Origin of the sequence: Bradyrhizobium sp. 199 (assembly GCF_023073355.1) — a bacterium.
Classification (GTDB): Bacteria; Pseudomonadota; Alphaproteobacteria; order Rhizobiales; family Xanthobacteraceae; genus Bradyrhizobium.
On sequence record NZ_JADPJI010000008.1, the window covers coordinates 17,604 to 36,529 of the forward strand.

Annotated in this window: 20 protein-coding genes; 8 read left to right on the top strand and 12 right to left on the bottom strand. The window is 64.5% G+C overall.

Going from position 1 to position 18,926, the window contains the following annotated elements:
* Positions 1–276 precede the first annotated feature (276 nt).
* Entirely contained in the window at positions 277–777 is a 501-nt protein-coding gene (locus IVB28_RS22585) for a heme-binding protein (protein WP_247529145.1), read from the bottom strand.
* A gap of 387 nt (positions 778–1,164) precedes the next feature.
* Between IVB28_RS22585 and IVB28_RS22590 the strand changes: the two genes are divergently transcribed.
* A complete protein-coding gene (locus IVB28_RS22590; RefSeq protein ID WP_247529146.1) occupies positions 1,165–2,229 on the top strand; it encodes a Cj0069 family protein in 1,065 nt (354 codons plus the stop codon).
* Between the two features lie 54 nt (positions 2,230–2,283).
* On the opposite strand, the gene IVB28_RS22595 is transcribed toward IVB28_RS22590, so the two are convergent.
* Positions 2,284–2,709, bottom strand: a complete 426-nt coding sequence (locus tag IVB28_RS22595; protein WP_247529148.1) for a hypothetical protein — start codon at positions 2,707–2,709, stop codon at positions 2,284–2,286.
* A gap of 309 nt (positions 2,710–3,018) precedes the next feature.
* Here IVB28_RS22595 and IVB28_RS22600 point away from each other — a divergent pair, with 309 nt between their 5' ends.
* On the top strand, positions 3,019–3,423 hold the full coding sequence (locus IVB28_RS22600; protein ID WP_247529150.1) for a GFA family protein: 405 nt from the start codon (positions 3,019–3,021) through the stop codon (positions 3,421–3,423).
* A gap of 66 nt (positions 3,424–3,489) precedes the next feature.
* On the opposite strand, the gene IVB28_RS22605 is transcribed toward IVB28_RS22600, so the two are convergent.
* Together IVB28_RS22605 and IVB28_RS22610 are read right to left on the bottom strand one after the other, a co-directional pair.
* The gene (locus tag IVB28_RS22605) at positions 3,490–4,854 is read right to left on the bottom strand and encodes an NAD(P)-binding domain-containing protein (RefSeq protein WP_247529153.1); all 1,365 of its coding nucleotides are present in this window, start codon (positions 4,852–4,854) and stop codon (positions 3,490–3,492) included.
* A gap of 48 nt (positions 4,855–4,902) precedes the next feature.
* Positions 4,903–5,220, bottom strand: coding sequence for a metalloregulator ArsR/SmtB family transcription factor (locus IVB28_RS22610; RefSeq protein ID WP_212081320.1), 318 nt, complete (start codon positions 5,218–5,220; stop codon positions 4,903–4,905).
* Positions 5,221–5,430: 210 nt separating this feature from the next.
* On the opposite strand from IVB28_RS22610, the gene arsC reads away from it, so the two are divergent.
* Positions 5,431–5,832: an arsenate reductase (glutaredoxin) gene (arsC, locus tag IVB28_RS22615; protein WP_247529155.1), complete on the top strand. Its 402-nt coding sequence runs from the start codon at positions 5,431–5,433 to the stop codon at positions 5,830–5,832.
* A gap of 129 nt (positions 5,833–5,961) precedes the next feature.
* A complete protein-coding gene (locus tag IVB28_RS22620; RefSeq protein WP_247529157.1) occupies positions 5,962–6,921 on the top strand; it encodes an ABC transporter substrate-binding protein in 960 nt (319 codons plus the stop codon).
* 28 nt (positions 6,922–6,949) lie between these two features.
* On the opposite strand, the gene IVB28_RS22625 is transcribed toward IVB28_RS22620, so the two are convergent.
* The 3 genes from IVB28_RS22625 to IVB28_RS22635 form a co-directional block, all read right to left on the bottom strand.
* Complete coding sequence (locus IVB28_RS22625; RefSeq protein WP_247529158.1) at positions 6,950–7,924, bottom strand: tripartite tricarboxylate transporter substrate binding protein; 975 nt, start codon at positions 7,922–7,924, stop codon at positions 6,950–6,952.
* Between the two features lie 73 nt (positions 7,925–7,997).
* On the bottom strand, positions 7,998–8,903 hold the full coding sequence (locus tag IVB28_RS22630; protein ID WP_247529159.1) for a VOC family protein: 906 nt from the start codon (positions 8,901–8,903) through the stop codon (positions 7,998–8,000).
* A 16-nt stretch (positions 8,904–8,919) separates the two neighbouring features.
* A complete protein-coding gene (locus IVB28_RS22635; protein ID WP_247529160.1) occupies positions 8,920–9,912 on the bottom strand; it encodes a zinc-dependent alcohol dehydrogenase family protein in 993 nt (330 codons plus the stop codon).
* A 110-nt stretch (positions 9,913–10,022) separates the two neighbouring features.
* Between IVB28_RS22635 and IVB28_RS22640 the strand changes: the two genes are divergently transcribed.
* From IVB28_RS22640 to IVB28_RS22650, 3 genes are all read left to right on the top strand, one after another.
* Positions 10,023–10,724 carry an FCD domain-containing protein gene (locus IVB28_RS22640; RefSeq protein ID WP_247529161.1) on the top strand — a complete coding sequence of 234 codons (702 nt, stop codon included), beginning with the start codon at positions 10,023–10,025 and terminating at the stop codon, positions 10,722–10,724.
* A gap of 95 nt (positions 10,725–10,819) precedes the next feature.
* Entirely contained in the window at positions 10,820–11,683 is an 864-nt protein-coding gene (locus IVB28_RS22645; protein WP_247529162.1) for a fumarylacetoacetate hydrolase family protein, read from the top strand.
* A gap of 7 nt (positions 11,684–11,690) precedes the next feature.
* Positions 11,691–12,272 carry an amino acid synthesis family protein gene (locus IVB28_RS22650; protein ID WP_247529163.1) on the top strand — a complete coding sequence of 194 codons (582 nt, stop codon included), beginning with the start codon at positions 11,691–11,693 and terminating at the stop codon, positions 12,270–12,272.
* A gap of 11 nt (positions 12,273–12,283) precedes the next feature.
* Here IVB28_RS22650 and IVB28_RS22655 read toward each other — a convergent pair whose 3' ends face one another.
* A complete protein-coding gene (locus tag IVB28_RS22655; protein WP_247529164.1) occupies positions 12,284–13,111 on the bottom strand; it encodes an MBL fold metallo-hydrolase in 828 nt (275 codons plus the stop codon).
* A gap of 93 nt (positions 13,112–13,204) precedes the next feature.
* Between IVB28_RS22655 and IVB28_RS22660 the strand changes: the two genes are divergently transcribed.
* Entirely contained in the window at positions 13,205–14,044 is an 840-nt protein-coding gene (locus IVB28_RS22660) for a LysR family transcriptional regulator (RefSeq protein WP_247529165.1), read from the top strand.
* A gap of 6 nt (positions 14,045–14,050) precedes the next feature.
* On the opposite strand, the gene IVB28_RS22665 is transcribed toward IVB28_RS22660, so the two are convergent.
* The 4 genes from IVB28_RS22665 to IVB28_RS22680 are packed head-to-tail and all read right to left on the bottom strand — an operon-like array spanning position 14,051 to position 18,898.
* Positions 14,051–14,815: a hypothetical protein gene (locus tag IVB28_RS22665; RefSeq protein WP_247529166.1), complete on the bottom strand. Its 765-nt coding sequence runs from the start codon at positions 14,813–14,815 to the stop codon at positions 14,051–14,053.
* A gap of 2 nt (positions 14,816–14,817) precedes the next feature.
* A complete protein-coding gene (locus IVB28_RS22670) occupies positions 14,818–15,015 on the bottom strand; it encodes a hypothetical protein (RefSeq protein ID WP_247529167.1) in 198 nt (65 codons plus the stop codon).
* Entirely contained in the window at positions 15,012–15,455 is a 444-nt protein-coding gene (locus IVB28_RS22675) for an Ig domain-containing protein (protein ID WP_247529168.1), read from the bottom strand. Before IVB28_RS22675 ends, IVB28_RS22670 begins: the two co-directional genes overlap by 4 nt.
* Positions 15,456–15,481: 26 nt before the next feature.
* Positions 15,482–18,898 carry a CHAT domain-containing protein gene (locus tag IVB28_RS22680; protein ID WP_247529169.1) on the bottom strand — a complete coding sequence of 1,139 codons (3,417 nt, stop codon included), beginning with the start codon at positions 18,896–18,898 and terminating at the stop codon, positions 15,482–15,484.
* Between the last annotated feature and the right edge of the window lie 28 nt (positions 18,899–18,926).

Consider the following 18,926-nt stretch of genomic DNA (forward strand, 5'->3'; position numbering starts at 1 on the left):
CTTGTTCGCAGATCCGACCGCTCCTCGGTCCAAGCACCCATTTGCAGGTGTGATGCTTCACGCCTCTGCCATCTTGATCATCTGGACAGGCGGCGGGGCCGTCCCTTTTGGCATGACCTGAGGCTCGAAAGTCTTCACCGCCCGGCGTGACACCGGCTTCATTTCCGTCGCCGAAGGCGCACTAGCGCCTCGCCGAGGGGAGCGAGGTGCGTCTGCTTTCTGTACGGATCAGGCGGCCGGCCTTTGAGGATTCCAGCAGCGGTCTGATGTCTGGCCTCAAAACTCCAGCTTGTCGCGTATGGCCTCGACCCCGGCTTTGGCGCAAGCTTCGTCCGCGTCACCGCCCGGAGCGCCGGATACGCCGACCGCTCCGACCAGAGAACCGCCTGCCTCCACGATCAGCCCTCCTCCGATGATGACCGTTCCGGGAAGATGACGAATGCCTGCCTGCATCATGCCGGGCTGACTGATCGCAATCAGCTCAGTCGTGCTGGTTTTGAATGACGCAGCTGTCCACGCTTTGCCGGATGCGGTCGATGGCGTGTGGGGGCCCGCAAAGCGATCGCGCAGCATCACTTGCGTGACGCCGAAGCGATCGACGACAGCGACGGCAACCTGATATCCCCGGGTGCGGCAGTTATCCAGCGCGGCGCGCGCAAGATCGAACGCCAGTTCCGGGCTAAGCGACTTGTAAGCAACGAGGGCTTCTTCCGCCCGCATCGGGCTGACAGACGCAATCAGCAGGGCGGTCGCAACCGACAGACATCGAACGTTCACGGCTAGTTTCGGCAAAGGTCGATAGCTCCCTATTTGATCTCACCATACGCCAAATCATCGAACAGGTCACGCTATCCGCGTCGGCCCACAGGCCAATCACGCCGGCGTCCGCAATCGTGACCGCTACGACCTTTCAGCCTTTCACACTGGCGGTCTTGCGCCGCCTGCGGGCTCAGCAAGCTTGATGGCATCGCCGTTGGCCCAGAATGTGCGGCCGCCGCGCACGATGAACCGACAATTCTTCGGATGAGACATCCGGGAATTGCTCCGACTGGCTCTTGAAACGTGGCAGCGATGTCACGTAGATTGCCGGCGTGGGGACGAAGCAGACTCCCCGTGAGACCCCGGTCCAAGCTCTGCGCAGCACGCTATTCGTGGAGCTTGCGCATGGACACCGAGCGACATCCCTCACCGCGCAATACCGTAGCTATCCTCTCCCGTGGTGACGCTGTCGCGCGACAGGGCGCGACAGCACAGAACAGCCGTTTCGTCAGGGTCTTCGAAGCTCTCGCCGCGGCCGGCATCGATGCCCGACCGGTCATCTACGACGAAACGTTCGCCGATGCGGTCCGCGATCAATTGCTCGCGGCCGACGGCGTGCTTGTCTGGGTCGATCCGATCCATCAGGGCAAGACACGCGCCGACCTCGATGCGCTGCTTCGCGAGGTTGCGGCACAAGGTCCGTGGGTGAGCGCACATCCTGACGTCATCCTGAAGATGGGCGTCAAGGAGGTGCTCTATCGAACGAGTCACCTGGGCTGGGGAGCGGACACGCATCGCTATGACAGCGCTGCGGCCTTCCGTGCCGAATTTCCATCGCGCCTTCGGACCAATGGTCCGCGCGTGCTCAAGCAAAATCGCGGCAATGGCGGTCAGGGGGTCTGGAAGGTCGAGGCCCTGCCCAACACAGAGTCGGCAGTCCGCGTACTCCATGCTCAACGCGGCAGCCTGCCGCAGGAGATGCCGCTCGGTGACTTCATCGCACGATGCGAATCCTATTTCGGTTGGGGCGGCTGCATCATCGATCAGGGATTTCAGGCTCGCCTGCCCGATGGGATGATCCGCTGCTACATGAGCGGGTCCAAGGTCGCCGGCTTCGGCCATCAGCTGATCAAGGCCTTGATCCCGCCGCCTCCGGAAGGCCCAGATGCACTGGAGGCGCAACCGGGGCCGCGGATAATGCATGGCCCCGATGCCCCGCCGTTCCAGGCGCTGCGCAGGTCGATGGAGGTCGAATGGACGCCGCAGATGATGGAGACGCTCAAGATCGACGAAGCCTCGCTCCCCGTCATCTGGGACGCAGATTTCCTGTACGGCCCACGAGATGCGTCGGGTGCCGACACTTATGTTCTGTGCGAGATCAACGCGAGCTCCTGTTTCGCTATCCCCGAGGAGGCCCCGGCGGCGATCGCGCGAACGGTGCAGCGACGCCTGCGAATGATGGCGACGTAGCTGATCGTCGATTGCCCCGGACATGCCTGCACTTCCGGATTCTGTTCCTCGATCCTACCGCTCCTCGGTCGGGTGCACCCATTTGTAGGGCGTGATGCTTTGCGCCTCCGTCAGCTTGATCATGTGGACAGGCGGTGCGGACCGTCCCTTTCGGCATGATCGGCACTTGAGGGACGCTTCCAATTTCCAGATCGGCGTATCGCGCGGGCGGCGGATCGCATCGAGGGGCAGGCTCGCACGCGTCTTGCACCTGTTGCACTCGACCTCGAGCCAGCCCATGCCGCCGTTGAGGCATTGCGCGATCGTCGGCGACGGCTGCGAGGGACCGCCGTAACCTTCCATTCGGACCGACCAGGCTTCGGCTTCCGCCCGATCAGCCTCGCGGATCGCCCCCCTCGCCTGTTCGCGGGCGTGCCTGGCGGAAATCTCCGCGCCCATGATCCGGCCGCCCCAGATGACCTCTCGTGATTTGATGCCCATGCCGCCATCAAGGCGAGGCCGACGGCATTGGCAAATTATCGATAGCTAGTAGGTCGGACGTGCCGCTCGATACTGCGTGTCGTGGGTGTGGACAACTGACGTTGCAGACTCCAGGCCAGGGCGCGCTGCCCGAGCTAGCGCGCCACGCGCGAGCTTGCGGCCGACCGCTCGGCTGAGCGATGGGGCGGCGAACGATGGCGGCAGCTGTCAGGCGACAGTAGGCCGCAATCGCAAGTCGATTGCGCTGTTGAAGCAACAATTTTCGAGAGCTATCGATCTGCGAAACTTGCTCTCAAACGGGAGGAACGCATGAGCACCATCACCGGCGGCTGTCACTGCGGGGCAATCCGTTATCAAATCGAAGGCGAGCTGATCGTGCACGCGCTGTGCCACTGCAGGGATTGCCGGCTGAACGCCGGCGCCCCGGTGGTCGGCTGGACGATGTACGCGGAGGATGCCGTCAGGGTGACCAAGGGCGAGCCCAAGATGTACCGGTCTTCGGAACGGGTGCGGCGGCACTTCTGCGCCGACTGCGGAACCGGCCTGTTCTATGCCAACGCCAGCATGCCTGGGATCATCGACGTGCAGAGCGCCACCAATGACGATCCCGATGCGATCCCGGCGACGATGCACATCCAGGTCGCCGAGCGCTTGCGCTGGATGGCGCACGCGCACGAACTGCCGACGTTCGATCGTTTTCCTCCGCAGCCGTAGCGGCGATATCCGTCGGCGGAACGATCACAACCCAAATTGCCGCTCGGACTACGCATCGCAACTGCGTCATGAGCAGCCGCAGCCGGACGCGCCCGCCTTCTTCGCCGTCTCGTCGGCGGCGCAGCACGCCGAGGCATCTTCCTTGGCCGGACCGCCGCAACAGCCGGAAGCAGCGCCTTGTTCCACGCCACCGCGCGTGCACACACCGGTCTCCGGCAACACCAGCTCGACCCGCGCTGCGGCCTTCTTGTCCCCGGCGATGTCGGCCGCGATCGAGCGGACCTGCTCGTAGCCGGTCACCATCAGGAAGGTCGGCGCCCGGCCGTAGGATTTCATGCCGGCGATGTAGAAGTCCGGCTCGTCATGCGCGAGCTCGCGCGCGCCATGGGGGCGAACGGTGCCGCAGCTATGCTCGTTGGGATCAATCAGCGGCGCCAACGCGACCGGTGCCTCGATGGCCGGGTCGAGCCGAAGCCGCAGCTCGGACAGAAATGAAAGGTCCGGACGAAAGCCCGTCGCGACGATCAGCTCATCTGCAATCACGCTGCGCGCGCCGCAGCAGGCGCCGGCCGAAATCCTGAGGCGACCTTCGGCGTCGGACAAATGCGTGACGCCGAATCCGGTCTCGACCCCGATCTTGCCGGCGGCGACGAGCGCGGCGAAGGTCGAGCCAAGCTCGCCGCGTGCGGCAAGCTGGTCGTTGCTGCCACCACCGAAGGCCTTTGCGGGCTCGGTGCCGCGCAAGAGCCAGACCGGCTTGGTACCGGGCGCTTCTTCGGCGAGTTGCACGAGATCGATCAGCGTGCCCACGGCGGAGTGACCCGCACCGAGCACGGCGACGGTCTTCCCGGCATATCTGGCGCGATGTGTGCCCCGCAGGTCCGGCATGCCGTGGGCGATGCGGTCCGCGCGCTTGCGTTCGCCGATCGCCGGCAAGCCGTTGCTTCCGGCAGGATTGGGCGAGAACCACGTGCCCGACACGTCGATGACGGCGTCGGCGCGCAGCACCTCCGGGCCTTTGCCGTTCTGATAGCGGATTTCGAATGGCGCCTGCTCCCTGCCCTTCGTCTTCGTCTTGTCGAAGCCGGCGCGGCTGATCGCCGTGACACGGCTCGAGGTCCGGATCGCCTCACGCAGCGGCGTTCGCGTTGCGAGCGGCTCGAGGTAGCGCTCGATCAGCTCGCCGCCGGTTGGATAGGATTGCGGGTCTGGCGAATTCCACCCCGTGGGCGCGAGCAGGCGCGCCGCCGCCTTGTCGATGTTGTATTCCCAGGGCGAGAACAGCTGCACGTGCTGCCACTGACGGATCGCGTGGGCGGCCTCACCTCCGGCCTCGAGCAAGATGGGAGACATGCCGCGTTCGAGCACGTGCGCTGCCGCCGCCAGACCAACCGGCCCTGCCCCGATGATCGCAACCGTCTTCCCGTTCATTTTACTTCTCCCATTTTTCTAGAATCATGGAATAAATCGGCAAAAAAATCAGGCCGCCGTTTGCGTGCCCTTGCATTCGGCCTCGTCGGCGCAACACTCTGCCGCCATGAAATCAAGCAGGCCCCGCATCGTGTCATAGTTCGCATGACAGACCAGGCTGGTGGACTCACGCACTTGGCTGACGAGCCCGACCGAAACCAGGCTCTTGATGTGGTGGGACAGCGTCGAGGCTGGGATCTTCAGTTTGTCCTGCAAGCGGCCGACCGGCATGCCTGCGTGCCCGGCCCGAACGAGGGCCCGATAGATCTGAAGCCGGGTCCGGTTACCCAGAGCTTCCAGCCGTGCTGCTGCGTCGTCGATCTTCATGCCGGGGATGATGCTCCACATCGTGCCGACCGTCAACTATTTTTCTAGAATATTCGAAATAAGACGTCCACGTTGCCGGCGTTCACCCCTTGACCTGCGCAGGTTCATCCTTGCAGAGCTCTGCGGTGCGTTCATCGGCATGCTGCTGATGAATTGGCTGCTCGGCGCCTCGCAAGCACGCGGCCCTGTTCCAGTTGGGGAGACATCTCGTTGACCATCACGATCTATCACAATCCCGCCTGTGGCACCTCGCGCAACACGCTCGCGATGATCCGGCAGAGCGGCACCGAACCCGTCGTGGTCGAATATCTGAAGACGCCGCCATCCCGGGAGACTCTCAAGGAGCTGAGCGCGGAAATGGGCGTTCCGATCCGCGCACTGCTGCGTGAAAAGGGAACACCGTATAAGGAGCTCGGCCTGGACGATCCCAAATGGACCGATGACGAGTTGATCGATCAGATGCTCGCTCATCCGATTCTGATCAACCGTCCTATCGTCGTCACGCCAAAGGGTACTCGGTTGTGCCGGCCCTCGGAAGCGGTCATCGATCTCCTGGAGCATCCGGTCGGCCGGTTCGTCAAGGAAGATGGCGAGGTGGTCGAAGCGCGATAGACCGGGAGGAAGACGGCTGCGGGCGCCGTTGGCTTATCGGACGCGGACTTCGTGGAGGCTCTAAAAGCCGCTGGCGGGATTCCAGCGGCATGTTAGCATCACGTTCCTGCAGGTTCGTGAGCAAACGTCATGCATCGCACAATCTCTCGTCGCGTGGTGCTTACCGGCTGCTTGGGTTTGGCAACGCAGAAGGCGGTTGCGCAACGATCCAGGATTTGGCGCGTGGCCTACCTGGTGTCCGGGAGAAGCTCGGCCACGGCTCCCGTCATAAGGGATACACTCCGATCGCTCGGGTACGAGGAGGGCAGGAATCTCGTTTTCGATGTTCGCGACGCGAATGGCCGTTATTCCGAGCTTCCGGAACTGATGCAGCAGCTTCTCCAGTTGAAGCCCGACGTCATCGTCGCCGAGGCCACTCCGGCGGTCGCGGTCGCGCAGAAGGCCACATCGACCATCCCAATCGTCATGTCGCCATCGACCGATCCGATCGGCTCCGGCTTCATAAGGAGCTTCGCCAAACCCGGCGGCAACATCACGGGCGTCGCCAACATGTTCGGCGACCTCACCGCCAAGACGCTCGACATCGTTCGGCTCGTCTTCCCACGCGTGGGCAAACTTGGAGTCCTGACGTCCAATAACCCGACCCACCCCGCGCTCTTCGAGGTTGCCCGCAATGCTGCGGCGAAAATCGGGATCTCGGCGGATCGTTATATCGCACCAGACCCGGAGGACGTGAAGAAGGCCTATCAGGACATGAAGGCCGCCGGCTGCGACGTGGTCTATGTGCTTGCCGATCCGATCAGACCTTTGCTTCCTTCGATCGCACTGGAGCACCACCTGCCTTCAGTTTTTCAGGTCAACAGCTACACGGAATTGGGCGGGCTCATGAGCTACGGTCCTGACATCCTGCCGTTGTTCGTCAAGGCCGCGCACTATGTCGATCGCATATTGAAGGGTGGAAATCCTGCTGAGATCCCCGTCGAACAGCCAACCCAATTCGTGTTCACGATCAATCTGCGAACCGCAAAGGCGCTCGGCCTTTCAATTCCGGAAAACGTCTTGATCATGGCCGACAAGGTCATCGAGTAGCTGGCGCCGCCGACATTGCGAGCCCGGTTCAGATCCTCGGGATCTTCGCCTGCTCGACCACGCCGATCCATTTCGCGATCTCGGTCTCGATCAGCTTCTTCATTTCCGCCGGCGAGCTGCCGCGGACCTCGCCGCCGACGGCCGTCTCCAGGCGCTGCTTGATGTCAGGGTTTCCGAGTGCGTCCAGCGTCGCTGCATTGAGCGCGGCGATGATGGCGGGAGACGTTCCCTTCGGGGCCAACAGGCCTGCCCAGGTGCGCACGTCGTATCCCTTCAGGCCGGCTTCCTGAACCGTCGGGACATCCGGGAGCAACGCGGTGCGCGTCGGCGACGTTACGGCCAGACCACGGACCGCGCCGCTCTGGATCTGTGGGGCCAGCAAAACGGGCGTGCCGACGATGACGGGCACGTCTCCACCGAGCAGCGCGGTGACGGATTGAGAATCGCCGCGATACGGCACATGCACGATCTCGACGCCGGCGGTTGCGTTGAGCAATTCTCCCGCGAGATGATGGGTGCTGCCGAAACCGACCGATCCGAAACTGAGCGAGCCGGGCTTTGCCTTGGCGATGGTGATGAGTTCGCCCAGTGATTTTGCCGGATAGTCGTTACGCACCGCAATGACCAGCGCGTAGTACACCAGCGTCGAGATCATCTCGAAGCTGTCTGCCGGCTGGTAGGCGAGGCTCTTGTAGGTCGCCGCGGAAATCGCATGCGCGCCGGTGACGAGGCCGAGCGTGTAACCGTCGGGCGCTGCCTTGGCGACCGCGTCCGCGGCGATGTTGCCGCCGGCGCCCGGCTTGGCCTCGACGATGACCGGCTGCCCGAGCTTCTTCGAGAGCCCGTCGGCGATGATGCGCGACAGCGCGTCGGCCGCACCGCCGGCGGCAAAGCCGTGCAGCAGGCGGATCGGGTGCGACGGATAATTGTCCGCCGACGCCCGCCCGGTCGCGAGAACTCCGCCAAGCAAAAAAATGGCCGCAGCAAGCCGCTTCATCCGCATGGATGCATCCTCCCTTTGATTGTTATGTCTTTGGCCGCAACGCGCACGGCGCTATTCAGATCGAATTAATTCGCTAACGAGCGAACTCCGTGCATTCAGGCGATGGTGCCATGCCCCAGACGTCGCGCGGCAGCCCGACCCAGACCTTCGGTCGTTGCGGACGATCGCGATGCCATGGACGCGGCTCGAAGTAGCCGAGCTCCTCGTCCGCCATCCGGTCAAGGTCATGGAATAGCTCGACCAGGTGTCCATCGGGATTGCGGTGGTAGATCGCAGTGTTGTGGCCCGGGCCGTGACGCACCGGGCCCCAGAGTACCGGGAGCTTGTGCCGCGCGAGATGATCGCAGGCCTCATGCATATGGGTGGGGCCGCGCAGCTCGAAAGCAAAATGATGCAGGCCGCGACCGGATGCCTGCGCGAAATTCAGCGTGTGGTGCTCGAAGCCGCTGCGCATGAAGACGAAGCGGTCCTCGATCCAGTCGGAGACCCGCAGGCCCATGAATTTGGCATAGAACTCCGAGGCGGCGCGCGGATCGGGCGTACGAAGGGCGACATGGCCAAGCTTGCCGATGGCGAGCGCACCGATCCGCTCCTGCGCGGGCGTCGGCGTCCAGCCCTGGATCAGCTCGAAGCGTGTCCCATCGGGATCGACAAACGACAGCAGCCTGGAGACACCCGGCAGACAATCGCTCCGAAGCTCGGGCCGCAGATCGGCCTGCTTCAGTGCGGCGCCCAGTGCTTCGAACTGGACGTCGGGCGATATCTCGAAGGCGATGCTCTTCAGCGCGGCGTCACCGGGCTCGATCACGAGGGAGAGCTGCTCGGAATCGCTGGCGAGGAAAATGCGGCTCCCGTCGCGGCCGACCAGGCCGAGTCCAATCACGCCGCGATAATAGTCGAGCAGCCGCTCCGGATCGGGCGAGGCGAAGGTGGCGTGCCGCAGTCGGGTGAAGCGTGCAATGGGTGCTTGTGTGCTCATCGTGCGGTCCATCCCCTCATGGAATCATGATGATCTTGCCGAGCGCGGAGCCCTGCTCCAGCAGCGTGTGAGCCTTCCTGACCTCGTCGAGCCTCAGCACCGCCGAGATCGCCGGCTTGATCGCGTTGCGGCTCAGCGCCTCGATCACGTTGCGCATCAGGGCGCGGCGGCCGTCGCGGTCGTGGTCGTAGATGTGGAAGGAAAAGCAGCGTATCGCCGGGCAGATGTCGAGATGGTTGCGCATCGCAGCCATTAAATTCTCTTCCGGCAATCCGGCGAATGCGTTGTAGGACAGCAACGTGCCCCATTTGCCGAGCGCCCCGAGATAGGAGGTGAATTCGGGGCCGCAGACGTGATCGAGCACGACGCCGACGCCCTCGCCCCTGGTCAGCTCGCTGGTTCGCGCCACCACATCCTCGCGCCGGTAGAAGATGATGTGATCGGCGCCGTTGCTTCGCGCGAACGCGGCCTTCTCCTCCGTCGAGACCGTGCCGATGACGGTCATCTCAGCCAGTTTTGCCAGTTGCACCAGCGCGGTGCCGACGCCGCCGGCTGCGCCGATCACCAGCACGCTTCCCGGCGCGCGCGGATGGCCGCACTCATGCAGCAGTGCGTAGGCGACCTGATAGTTCGACAGGCACACGGCGGCTTGCAGGTCGACATTATCCGGCAGCGCGTGAACCGCGTCGGCCGGCGCCACCACGTAGTCGGCATAGCAGCCGCCGCGCTGGGACAGATCGCGGGCGCTGAGCAGCACCTTCTGGCCGATGGCAAAACCCTCGACTCCAGGCCCCAGCAAAGAAATACGCCCTGCGACGTCATTGCCGGGATTGGCCGGCAGCGGCGGCATCCACTTGTAGACGCCGCGCCGGATCAGGGCGTCGGGCTGACCGACCCCGAACGCCTCGGCCCGGATTTGCACTTGGCCGGGTCCGGGCACAGGCACCGGAAGCTCGACCAGTTCGAGTGCATCCGGCCCACCCGGCTGACGCACCAGCACCGCCCTCATGATCTCCGACCTCCCAAACGCGCATTTTCGAAAATCATACCGTTTACGAAAATTATTGCAAGATGGTCGTTGGCGCGGCATGTTGAGGCATCGATTCAGCGACAGGCCCCATGCCCGAAAGCGCCATCCGCCCCCGCAAGGAATTCGGCAAGACCATCGCCGCCGACATCACGCACCGGCTGCGGGAGGAGATCATCGCCTGCGGCCTGCCGCCCGGCGAGCCGTTGCGCTTCGACGTGCTGCGCGAGCGGTTCGGCGCGAGTTTCACGACGCTGCGCGAGGCGCTGACCGCACTCGCCGCCGAAGGCCTGGTCGACGCGCAGGAGCAGCGCGGATTTCGCGTGGCGTCGGTCAGCCGCCAGGATCTGGTGGAAGTTACGGACGCGCGGGTGCTGATCGAGGTGGAGTTGATCCGCCGCTCGATCGCGCGGGGCGACGACGATTGGGAAATTGCCGTGATCTCGACACTGCATAGATTGAAGCGGATCGAGCAGCGTGACCCCGAACATCCCTTGCGCGATCCCGAATGGAAGATCGCGCATCGCCAGTTCCACCAGGCATTGGTGTCCGCCTGTGGCTCGGCGACGCTGCTCGCCATTCGCGCCGAGTTGTTCGATCGCGCCGAGCGCTACCGGCACCTATCGGCCAACTTCCGGCCGCGCCCGCGCGACAAGGCCGGCGAGCACCAGGCAATCATGCAGGCCGCCATCTCGCGCAATGCCGATCTCGCCGTGCAACTGATCGAGACCCATATCCGCTCGACCGCCGACAACGTCGCGACGTACGCCGCCCACCTGCTGGATACCGAATAGGCCTCACCAGCATTTTCGCGCGGCGGGCTTGCGTTGTGCCTGATTTTCGAAAATAATGCAGAAGATCGAAAATCGAGAAACCTTGGGGCGAAACCATGAAGCTGCTGTCGTTCTTGGATGGAAATCGGGAAAGCTGGGGGGCCGTCGTCAAAAGCGCGGTCGTCGATCTCGGCCGCGCCCTGCCCCAGTACCCGACGCTCGCCGACTTTCTCGGCAGCGATGACTACGCAAAGCGCGACGCGATCGTCGCCGGGCACAAGCCCACGATCGCGCTGAGCGACGTCAAATATCTGCCGGTGATCCCGCGCCCCGAGAAGATCGTCTGCGCCGTGCGCAACTATCTCGACCACCACAACGAAGCCGTCGCGTTCGGCATGAAGCGCGAGATCACCGAGTTTCCGCCAATCTTCCTGCGGGTCTGGCGCTCGCAGGTTGCGCACAACGCGCCGGTGATCCGGCCAAAAGTCTCCGACAATTTCGACTGGGAGGGCGAGCTCGCCGTCGTCATCGGCAAGGGAGGCCGTCACATCAGCCAGGCCGACGCCTGGAGCCACGTTGCGGGCTACTCGATCTATAACGACGTCAGCGTGCGCGACTGGCAGCGCCATGCCCAGCAGATCGCCTCCGGCAAGAACTTCGTCGGCACCGGCCCGTTCGGTCCGTGGCTGGTCACGCCGGACGAGATCGGCGATCCGACCAAGCTCAAGTTGGAAACGCGCGTGAACGGCAAGGTGGAGCAGTCCTCCGACACCTCGATGCTGATCTTCTCGATCCCGCGGCTGATCGAATATTGCTCGACCATTTTCGACCTCGTCCCCGGCGACGTCATCGCCACCGGCACGCCGGCCGGCGTCGGCTTCACCCGCAAGCCGCCGGTCTTCCTCAAGCCCGGCGATTTGGTTGAAGTCGAGATCGAGAATATCGGCGTGCTCAGCAATCCCGTTGTGGACGAGGCCTAGCTTTCGCATGCCGTCCTATGACATTCGCAAGACCGCGCTCGGTGTCGAGACCATCTGGCACGAGCGCGGCCCGCGGCTGGAGAAGCCGCTGCTGGTCGGAACGGCCGTTGCGGTGATCCGCAATCCCTTCGCCGGCCGGTTTGAGCCTGACCTGATGCCGTTTCAGGCATCCTTGCGTGAGCTCGGGCGCGAGCTCGCAACACAGCTGATCGCGCAGCTCGGCGGTGCACCGCGCATCGAAGCCTATGGCAAGGGCATCATCGTCGGCGAGGACGGCGAGCTCGAGCATGGCGCCGTCTGGCACGAAGCCGGCGGCCAGGGCATGCGCGAGGTCCTTGGCCAACCCAACGCCATCGTCCCGGCCGCGAAGACTATCGGCGGCCCCGGCACGCGCCTGATGGTGCCGCTCGGCCACATCCACGCCGCCTATGTCCGCAGCCATTTCGGCACGGCGGAGATGACGCTGTGGGATACGCCACGGCGTGACGAGATCGCCCTCGGACTCGTGATGGCGACCGGCGGCCGGCCTCACGCGCGCATCGGCGGCCTTAAGGCATCCGAGATCTCCGTGCATGACGGACAGCGTTGACGGGCGCGCGATCAGTGCGTGCCGCAGCGGCAGCGTTCGTAATCGACCGGATCGTGGCTGTTGACGATTGTGACGCGATCGCCGTGCTCGCGCTTCAACGCGCGCAGCCGCGCCTGATTGGCGATCCGCATGCTCCGGTCCATGTCGCCCCGGCGCTGGAAATAGCCTAGCATCAACGGCACGCGGGGCGACGGGTCGAGCTGGCCGTGGTGGAAATAGCTGTCGCCGGCGTGCAGCAGCCATTTATCACCCGATCGCACCGCGATGCCGCAATGGCCGAGGGTGTGGCCGGCGAGCGGGATCATCAGGATGCCGGCCTCCTTGTCGCCCAGTGCGCGCACGCCCTTGAAGCCGAACCAGTCCTCGCCGGCGTCCTCGTAGAAGGTCCAGCTTGGTCCGTGGCTCCACTGCCCGGTGACATAGCGCGCCTCCGGCGGCGCCGGCTTGTGCAGCACCGCCATGTCGTATTCGGCGCGATGGACGTGGATCGCGGCATGGGGAAAGTCCGGCACCCCGCCGGCGTGATCGCGGTCGAGATGCGTCAGCAGCACGTGGCGCACGTCTTTGGGTGAATGGCCGAGCGCCTTCACCTGCTGCACCGCCGTCTCCGCCGGATCGAGCCTCGGCGCGGTCTGCCGCAGCCATCGCCGTCCCAGCCGCTCGGGTGTTGCGATATCGCCAAGGCCGATGCCGGTATCGACGAGAGCGAGCCCGTCATTGGTCTCCACCAGAAGACAATGGCAGACCAGGCGGGCGCGCTGGAACAGGCTGCCGCCGCCGTTGATGAGGCGCCGCCCCATCGGACACATCGTACCGGTATTGAGATGGTGAATTTTCATCGCGCGTCCCCGCCTGTCTGAGCAGGGCATTCTTGTCATTCTCTGGTCTATAGGTAAAATATCGAATATCGATATTATCTCTAGGCATAACCTATGGACATCCGTGAGCTTCGCTACTTCGCCGCCGTCTACCGCGAACGCAATCTGACTGCCGCGGCACGCGCCTGCTTCGTGTCGCAACCGTCGATCTCCACCGCAATCACCAGTCTTGAGGCCGAGCTCGGCACCACGCTGTTCATCCGGCACAAAAAGGGCGTCGCGCCGACGGCGTCGGCGGAGCAGTTTCACGCGCTCGCCCGCCGCATCATCGACGAAGCCGACGCCGCGCGAAACCTGTTCAGGAAGCCGGCGACCAGAACTACTGTCACGCTCGGCCTGATGCGCACGCTCGACGTACCCAGAACGATCGCACTGCTCAAGCCACTCACCGCGCGCGCCGACATCGCGCTCCGCCTCGTCGCCAGCGACGAGCGCGCCGATGCGCGGATCATCTCGAAGACCATGCTGCGCAGCGATGAGCATTTCGTCGCGCTGTGGAGCGAGCGCTATGTCGCGGCCCTGCCGCCGTCGCATCCGCTGACGCTGAAGGAGAAGCTGCGCACCGCCGATCTCGCTGACGCTGCGCTGATCGACCGCTGCCATTGCGAGCAAAGCGAATTCTTCGGCCGCAGGTCGCACCGAAGGCAGACCGCGGCGATCGCGCAATCGGAAGACTGGGCAATGGCGCTGGTCGCCGCGGGCGTCGGCATCGCCATCGTCCCGGAAGGCGTGGCGCGCGGCAATCCCGACGTCGCCGTGCGTGAGATCGAGGTCAAGGTCGAGCGCGAGGTCGGGCTCGCCTACCTCGAATCAGCGCCGCTGGCGGATGCACTGAAGGAGTTTGTCCGGAAGCTGCAGAAGCAGCGGTTGGCCCGGACTGCGCTCCGGGGTTAGGCCAAGCTACCCCAGCAGACCCTTCAATCCCGCGTAGATCGAGCCGACGGCGGTCGCGGCAACGCCGGCCAGCGGCCCAATGGTCTGCATGAGATCCTGGATCAAGCGGGCGCGGCGGCGCAGTTGTTCTTCGCCGACATGTTGTCCCAGCAGGTGCGCCACGCGGAAGGCGAACGCATTCGGCTTGCCGCCCTGTGTCAGCACGCGCGGCAGGACCTGGAAGATCACGACGCTCAAAATGTTTCCGGAGACGAAGGCGAGCAGGATGCTGGCGCCGTATTCGAACACTTCTCGCCATTCGATCCAGGCTTGTGGCAGGATCGGAACACGATCGTGAATCCCCGTGACCACCAACATCGACAGGACACTGACGGAAGCGGTCAAAAACGCCAGCACCAGGGCCGCCAAGGCCGAAACCCGGTGCAGCGGGTAGGCCACGAATCCGAACAGCAGCGGTATGGCGATGGACGCAATCCGAAGCGGGATCGGAGACATGTTGAAGGTGATGGTCACGAGCACGTGCGCGACCACCAGAAGAAGGGATGGTATCGCGACGTAGAGCACCGCATGCGTCGTGAAATAGCGCAGCGGATTCTTGTATCGTTCGAGCCGGACATTGACCCGGTCGAGATCACGCCTGAGCCTGTCCAGATCGGCGACGATCTCTTCGATCTCGAGCAAGGCCGGCCGCACCGCGCGCAGGTCGCGCGAGCAGTGCTTGCACGCAATGGCTTCGTCCTTGATCGTCTCGGCGCAGAACGGACACTCCATCGCTAGCGCGAACGCCCCCGCCTCATGATGGCCTCGGCCTCGTCCCTGGCCCGTTTCAGCTCGTCGCGCAGCTCCTGGCGCTTGCGCAGGAGGTCGTCACGCTCTGCGATCAGCGTCGCGGGAGCGGCGATGTCGCGCCCGCAGGACGCGCAGACGAGCGCGCCCTCCCCGGTCCCTGCCCGGCAGAAGGGGCACGTCACTTGGGTGCGACCTTGAGCGTGAAGATGGTCGTGCCGGAACGGCCATCACTGTCCTTGACGTCGACACGCACCGCGTATTCGCCGGGTGGCAGCTCCGCATCCTGCATGTTGATGCCGTCGGCCTTCACGAACGGCTTGACCCGCGGGGTCAAGTCGACGTTCGGCGTCCGGAGGAAGATCATCTTGACCGACTCCGGATCGATCTTTGCCCCGCCATAGGACTGAAACTTCAATATCAGCGGTAGCGGTGAGCTCGCCGAGTCGCCCGGCGAGACGAACTCGACCTTGGGGCCGCGCATAATGCCGCGCTGATCGACGGCAACCGCGCCTTTCGGCGGCGGCAGCTTGGCTTCCTCCTCCGTGATCAATGGCGTGGCAAGCGATGGTCCCGAGAACAACAAACCTGCAGCCACGAGGCCGAGCAAGACATTCCGCTTCATTTTCCGTGCACCCCTTCCCCGGTTCGTCAACGCAAGCCGCCATCGCCGATAATGGTGTAAGGCGCCCAGAACAGCGGATGCGCGTAGGCAAACTCGGACTTGCCCTCGCTGTTGAGATAGCCGGGACCATCGACGAGGGCCATCGTCGCCTGCCGCAGCGCCTCGCTGCGCGACAGCCTGGGATCATCGGCCTGCCGTTTGAACAGGTCTGTCACCAATTGCCGCGCCGACTGTGAATGCACCGACCAGTTCGTCACCAGTAGCGCACGCGTGCCGGCGTAGAAGAACGCACGGCCGAGCCCGGATGCCGCCTCGGCGCCTGCGCCTGCGCCGGCACCGGTGTTACAGGCCGACAGGACGACCCAGTCCGCGTCAAGCTTGAGACCGAGGATCTCCTCCATGGTCAGCAGCCCGTCGCCGCCCTCGCCCGTCACCACCGGCGACGACAAAGCGAGTGCCGGTTGCGTCAGCCCGTTCAGCTCACCCGGGACCAGACCGTGGGTGGCAAAAGCGAGGATCTTGAAGCCGGAGAGGTTCATGGTCTTCACCGCGCTCTCGGTCGCGCTCTTGCCGAGGAACAACACCTTCGAGGGATCTGCCTGCAGCGCCAGCGCGATCGATTTCAACTCGTCGGCCGTGTCGGGCAGCCGAGGCAAGAGACCGAGCTCGGCGCTGTCGACGCCGTCGAGCTTCGGACTATTGCGCCGCTTCAGCGGCCCGCCGCGCGTGACGTTGCCGCTGGCGTCGGCGACTTGCACCTTCTGCCCGCCGCCTTCCGCCTCGGCCTGCTGATCGCTGTTGAAATAGGGATCGCCGAAGGCGACGAGCTCGCCGCGGCCGGGCTTGCCGGGCGGCAATTGCCGCAGTGTCCGCAAAGCCGCCCCCGACGGCACTGTCGACACCGCATGGGTTCGTGCCAGCCACGGCACGCTCCGATAACCGATGAAGAGCGGATCCTCGTCCGCGGCCACCTCCGCCGGTGCCGTCGGCAACAGGGACAGCGGCAGCAGTCCCAGCGCGCCGTTGGTTACGACGATCAGGTTCTTGGCCGGCTTCCAGCCGCTCTCGACCGGCTTGAGCAACAGCTCGTAGAGCTCATGGCCGAGCTTGAGGTCGAAGGGCGGAATGTCCGAGATCATCGCAGCCTGCGGCTCGAGCGCTTCGCGCAGCTTTCGGATCTTGCCTTCGATGTCGCCGATCTTGGCCTGGATGGCGGCGAACGCCACCGGCCCCGACTTCGGCACGGCCCAGACGAAGCTGCCGTTCTGGCCGAAATAGAACGACAGCATGGCCTCGTCGTCGGCAAGCGTCGCGCGGATCTCGGCGACGCTCGGCGGCTTGGGCGAGACGAGATCGGCGTAGATCGGAAACCTCTGCTTGATCTCCTGACGCGCCTTGTCGCGCTGGCCGCGCAAGGCCCCGATCGAGGCCTGAATTTGTGCAACGCCCTTCTCGTCGCGCTCCGCCGCGGGAAGCGCGAGCACGTTGTTGAGGGTGCCGAGCTGTGCGTTGACCTGCTTGGTGAGGTCCTGCTCCTTGCGCACGAGCTCGGCGAGCGCAGGATCCTTTGCCGCCGCACGCGCGCTCGAGGCAGCGAGCGCCTGCTGCACCGAGCGGCCGCGGACGGCATCGGCGAGGCTGAACGTCTCGTCGCCGACGTCCTTGCCGGCTCCTTCCGCCCTGCCGAGCAACAGCAGATAGCTCTCGACGATGGTCTGCAGCCGCTGGCTACGCGCGGCCACCACGGTCGTGTTCTCGTCATCGGCGTTTTCGTTGGCGCTCGCCACCATGACCGGAATGGCGGCCTTGAATTCCCTGATGGCATCGGCATCGCGCCGGGCGCGCATCAACCCGACCGCCAGCGTGCCCCGCGCCGAAGCGGCATCGAAATGTTTCTCTCCGACCCGGGCGACCTGCTTCTTCACGAGCTGCTCGGCCGCGGCAATGCCTGCATCCAACTGACCGGAATTATAGAGCGACAGGATCCGGGACGGATTGAGCTCGAACACCTGGCGACGCTGCGGCTCCCAGCCGGAAACTGCATGGTCGATCCGCGCAAACATCGCGCTCGCTTCGGCGTTCTGACGCCGCAGCGACAGGATGCCGGCGAGCTGCGACAGCAGCTGCACCGTCGCCTGTGAATCCTCCGGCACACCTACGGTCTTGTTGATCTCGAGGGCGACGCGGCCGAGCTTCTCGGCCTCTTCGTAACGGCCCTGATCGACCAGAATGCCCGCCAGCCCCATCACGAATCGCGGCGTGACGGAGTTGTACTTGCCGGTATCCTTCAGGCGCGAGAGCAGCGCGCGGCGCGCGTCGATCTCGGCCTCGGCGAGCCTGCCCTGCCTCGCCTTCATGCGCGCCTGGTTCAAAACGGTGCCGTCGATCGCCTGCAGCAGAATGGTCTCGGCCGGCGGATTGTCCGATTCCATGATGGCCTTCGTGCTTGAGCGCTTGCGCAGCTCGGCGTTGCGATAGGCAGCCTCGGCGTCGGCGAACTGTCCGCGTGCCTCGAAGATCAAGGCGCGAGCGAGCTCCAGCTCGCCTTCCCAGCTCTGTCCGAACTTGGCATAAGACGCTCGCCAATTGGGATGGCCGCTGGTGCGGGCCTCCTGGATCGCGGTCTGGCTGCGACGGAGATAGGCTTCCGCCTGTGCGACGTCGCCCATCTGGACGAGGGCGGACGCGATCCCGCGGTTCGTGCTGAACTGCAATCCCTTGGCGCCCGGCATGCTGGCCGACTCGCGCAAGAGCCTTTGCATGATCTCGAGTGACCGCTTCGGATCGCCCGCGAGAGCGTGCTGCAGGGACTGAAGCTGCAATATCCGCCCCAGCATATTCGGACTGACGGCGCCGCGCCCGGCTTCTGCAGCCTTGTCGGCGTCAGTCATTGCTTCGGCAAGCCTGCCGAGCTGCGCGCGCGCATTGGCGCGATCGAAATAGAACTGTGCGAGATCCTGGCGAGACTCCTTCCCGGTCGGCGCGGCGCCGGCGTCCGACTTCAATTCTGTGATCATCTTCTCGTCGGGCTTGTCGCCATCGAGGATCGCCGTGATGTCCGCGATGCTGCGCGGCGGCGCAACGAAGTCCTTGGGAAGCGCCGCACCAGCCTCGATCTTGGGTGCCGTTTCCTTGGGAATCTCGACCGCGACATTGGCGCGGCCATTGGCGGCATTCAGCGCCGCCATCATACAGGCCCTGACCTGGGGCGAGGCTTTGGCGCGGCAACCCTCGATATCGGCACCGGCTTTGCGACCTCCCTGGGCCTGCATGCACGCCTGCACGATCGGCCGGCCGACGGTCATCCTGCAATTCTCGAGCGCCGCTTCCTTTGTCAGCGCGGCTGCGGAGACGGTGGACCCGAGCAGAACTGCAAGTGCCAGCAGATGGCGGGGGGAAACGTCCAGACGGCTCTTGAAAGGACGCGGGGCGTCTAAGCTCATCGAAGGACCTTTGGGTAAAATGACTTTG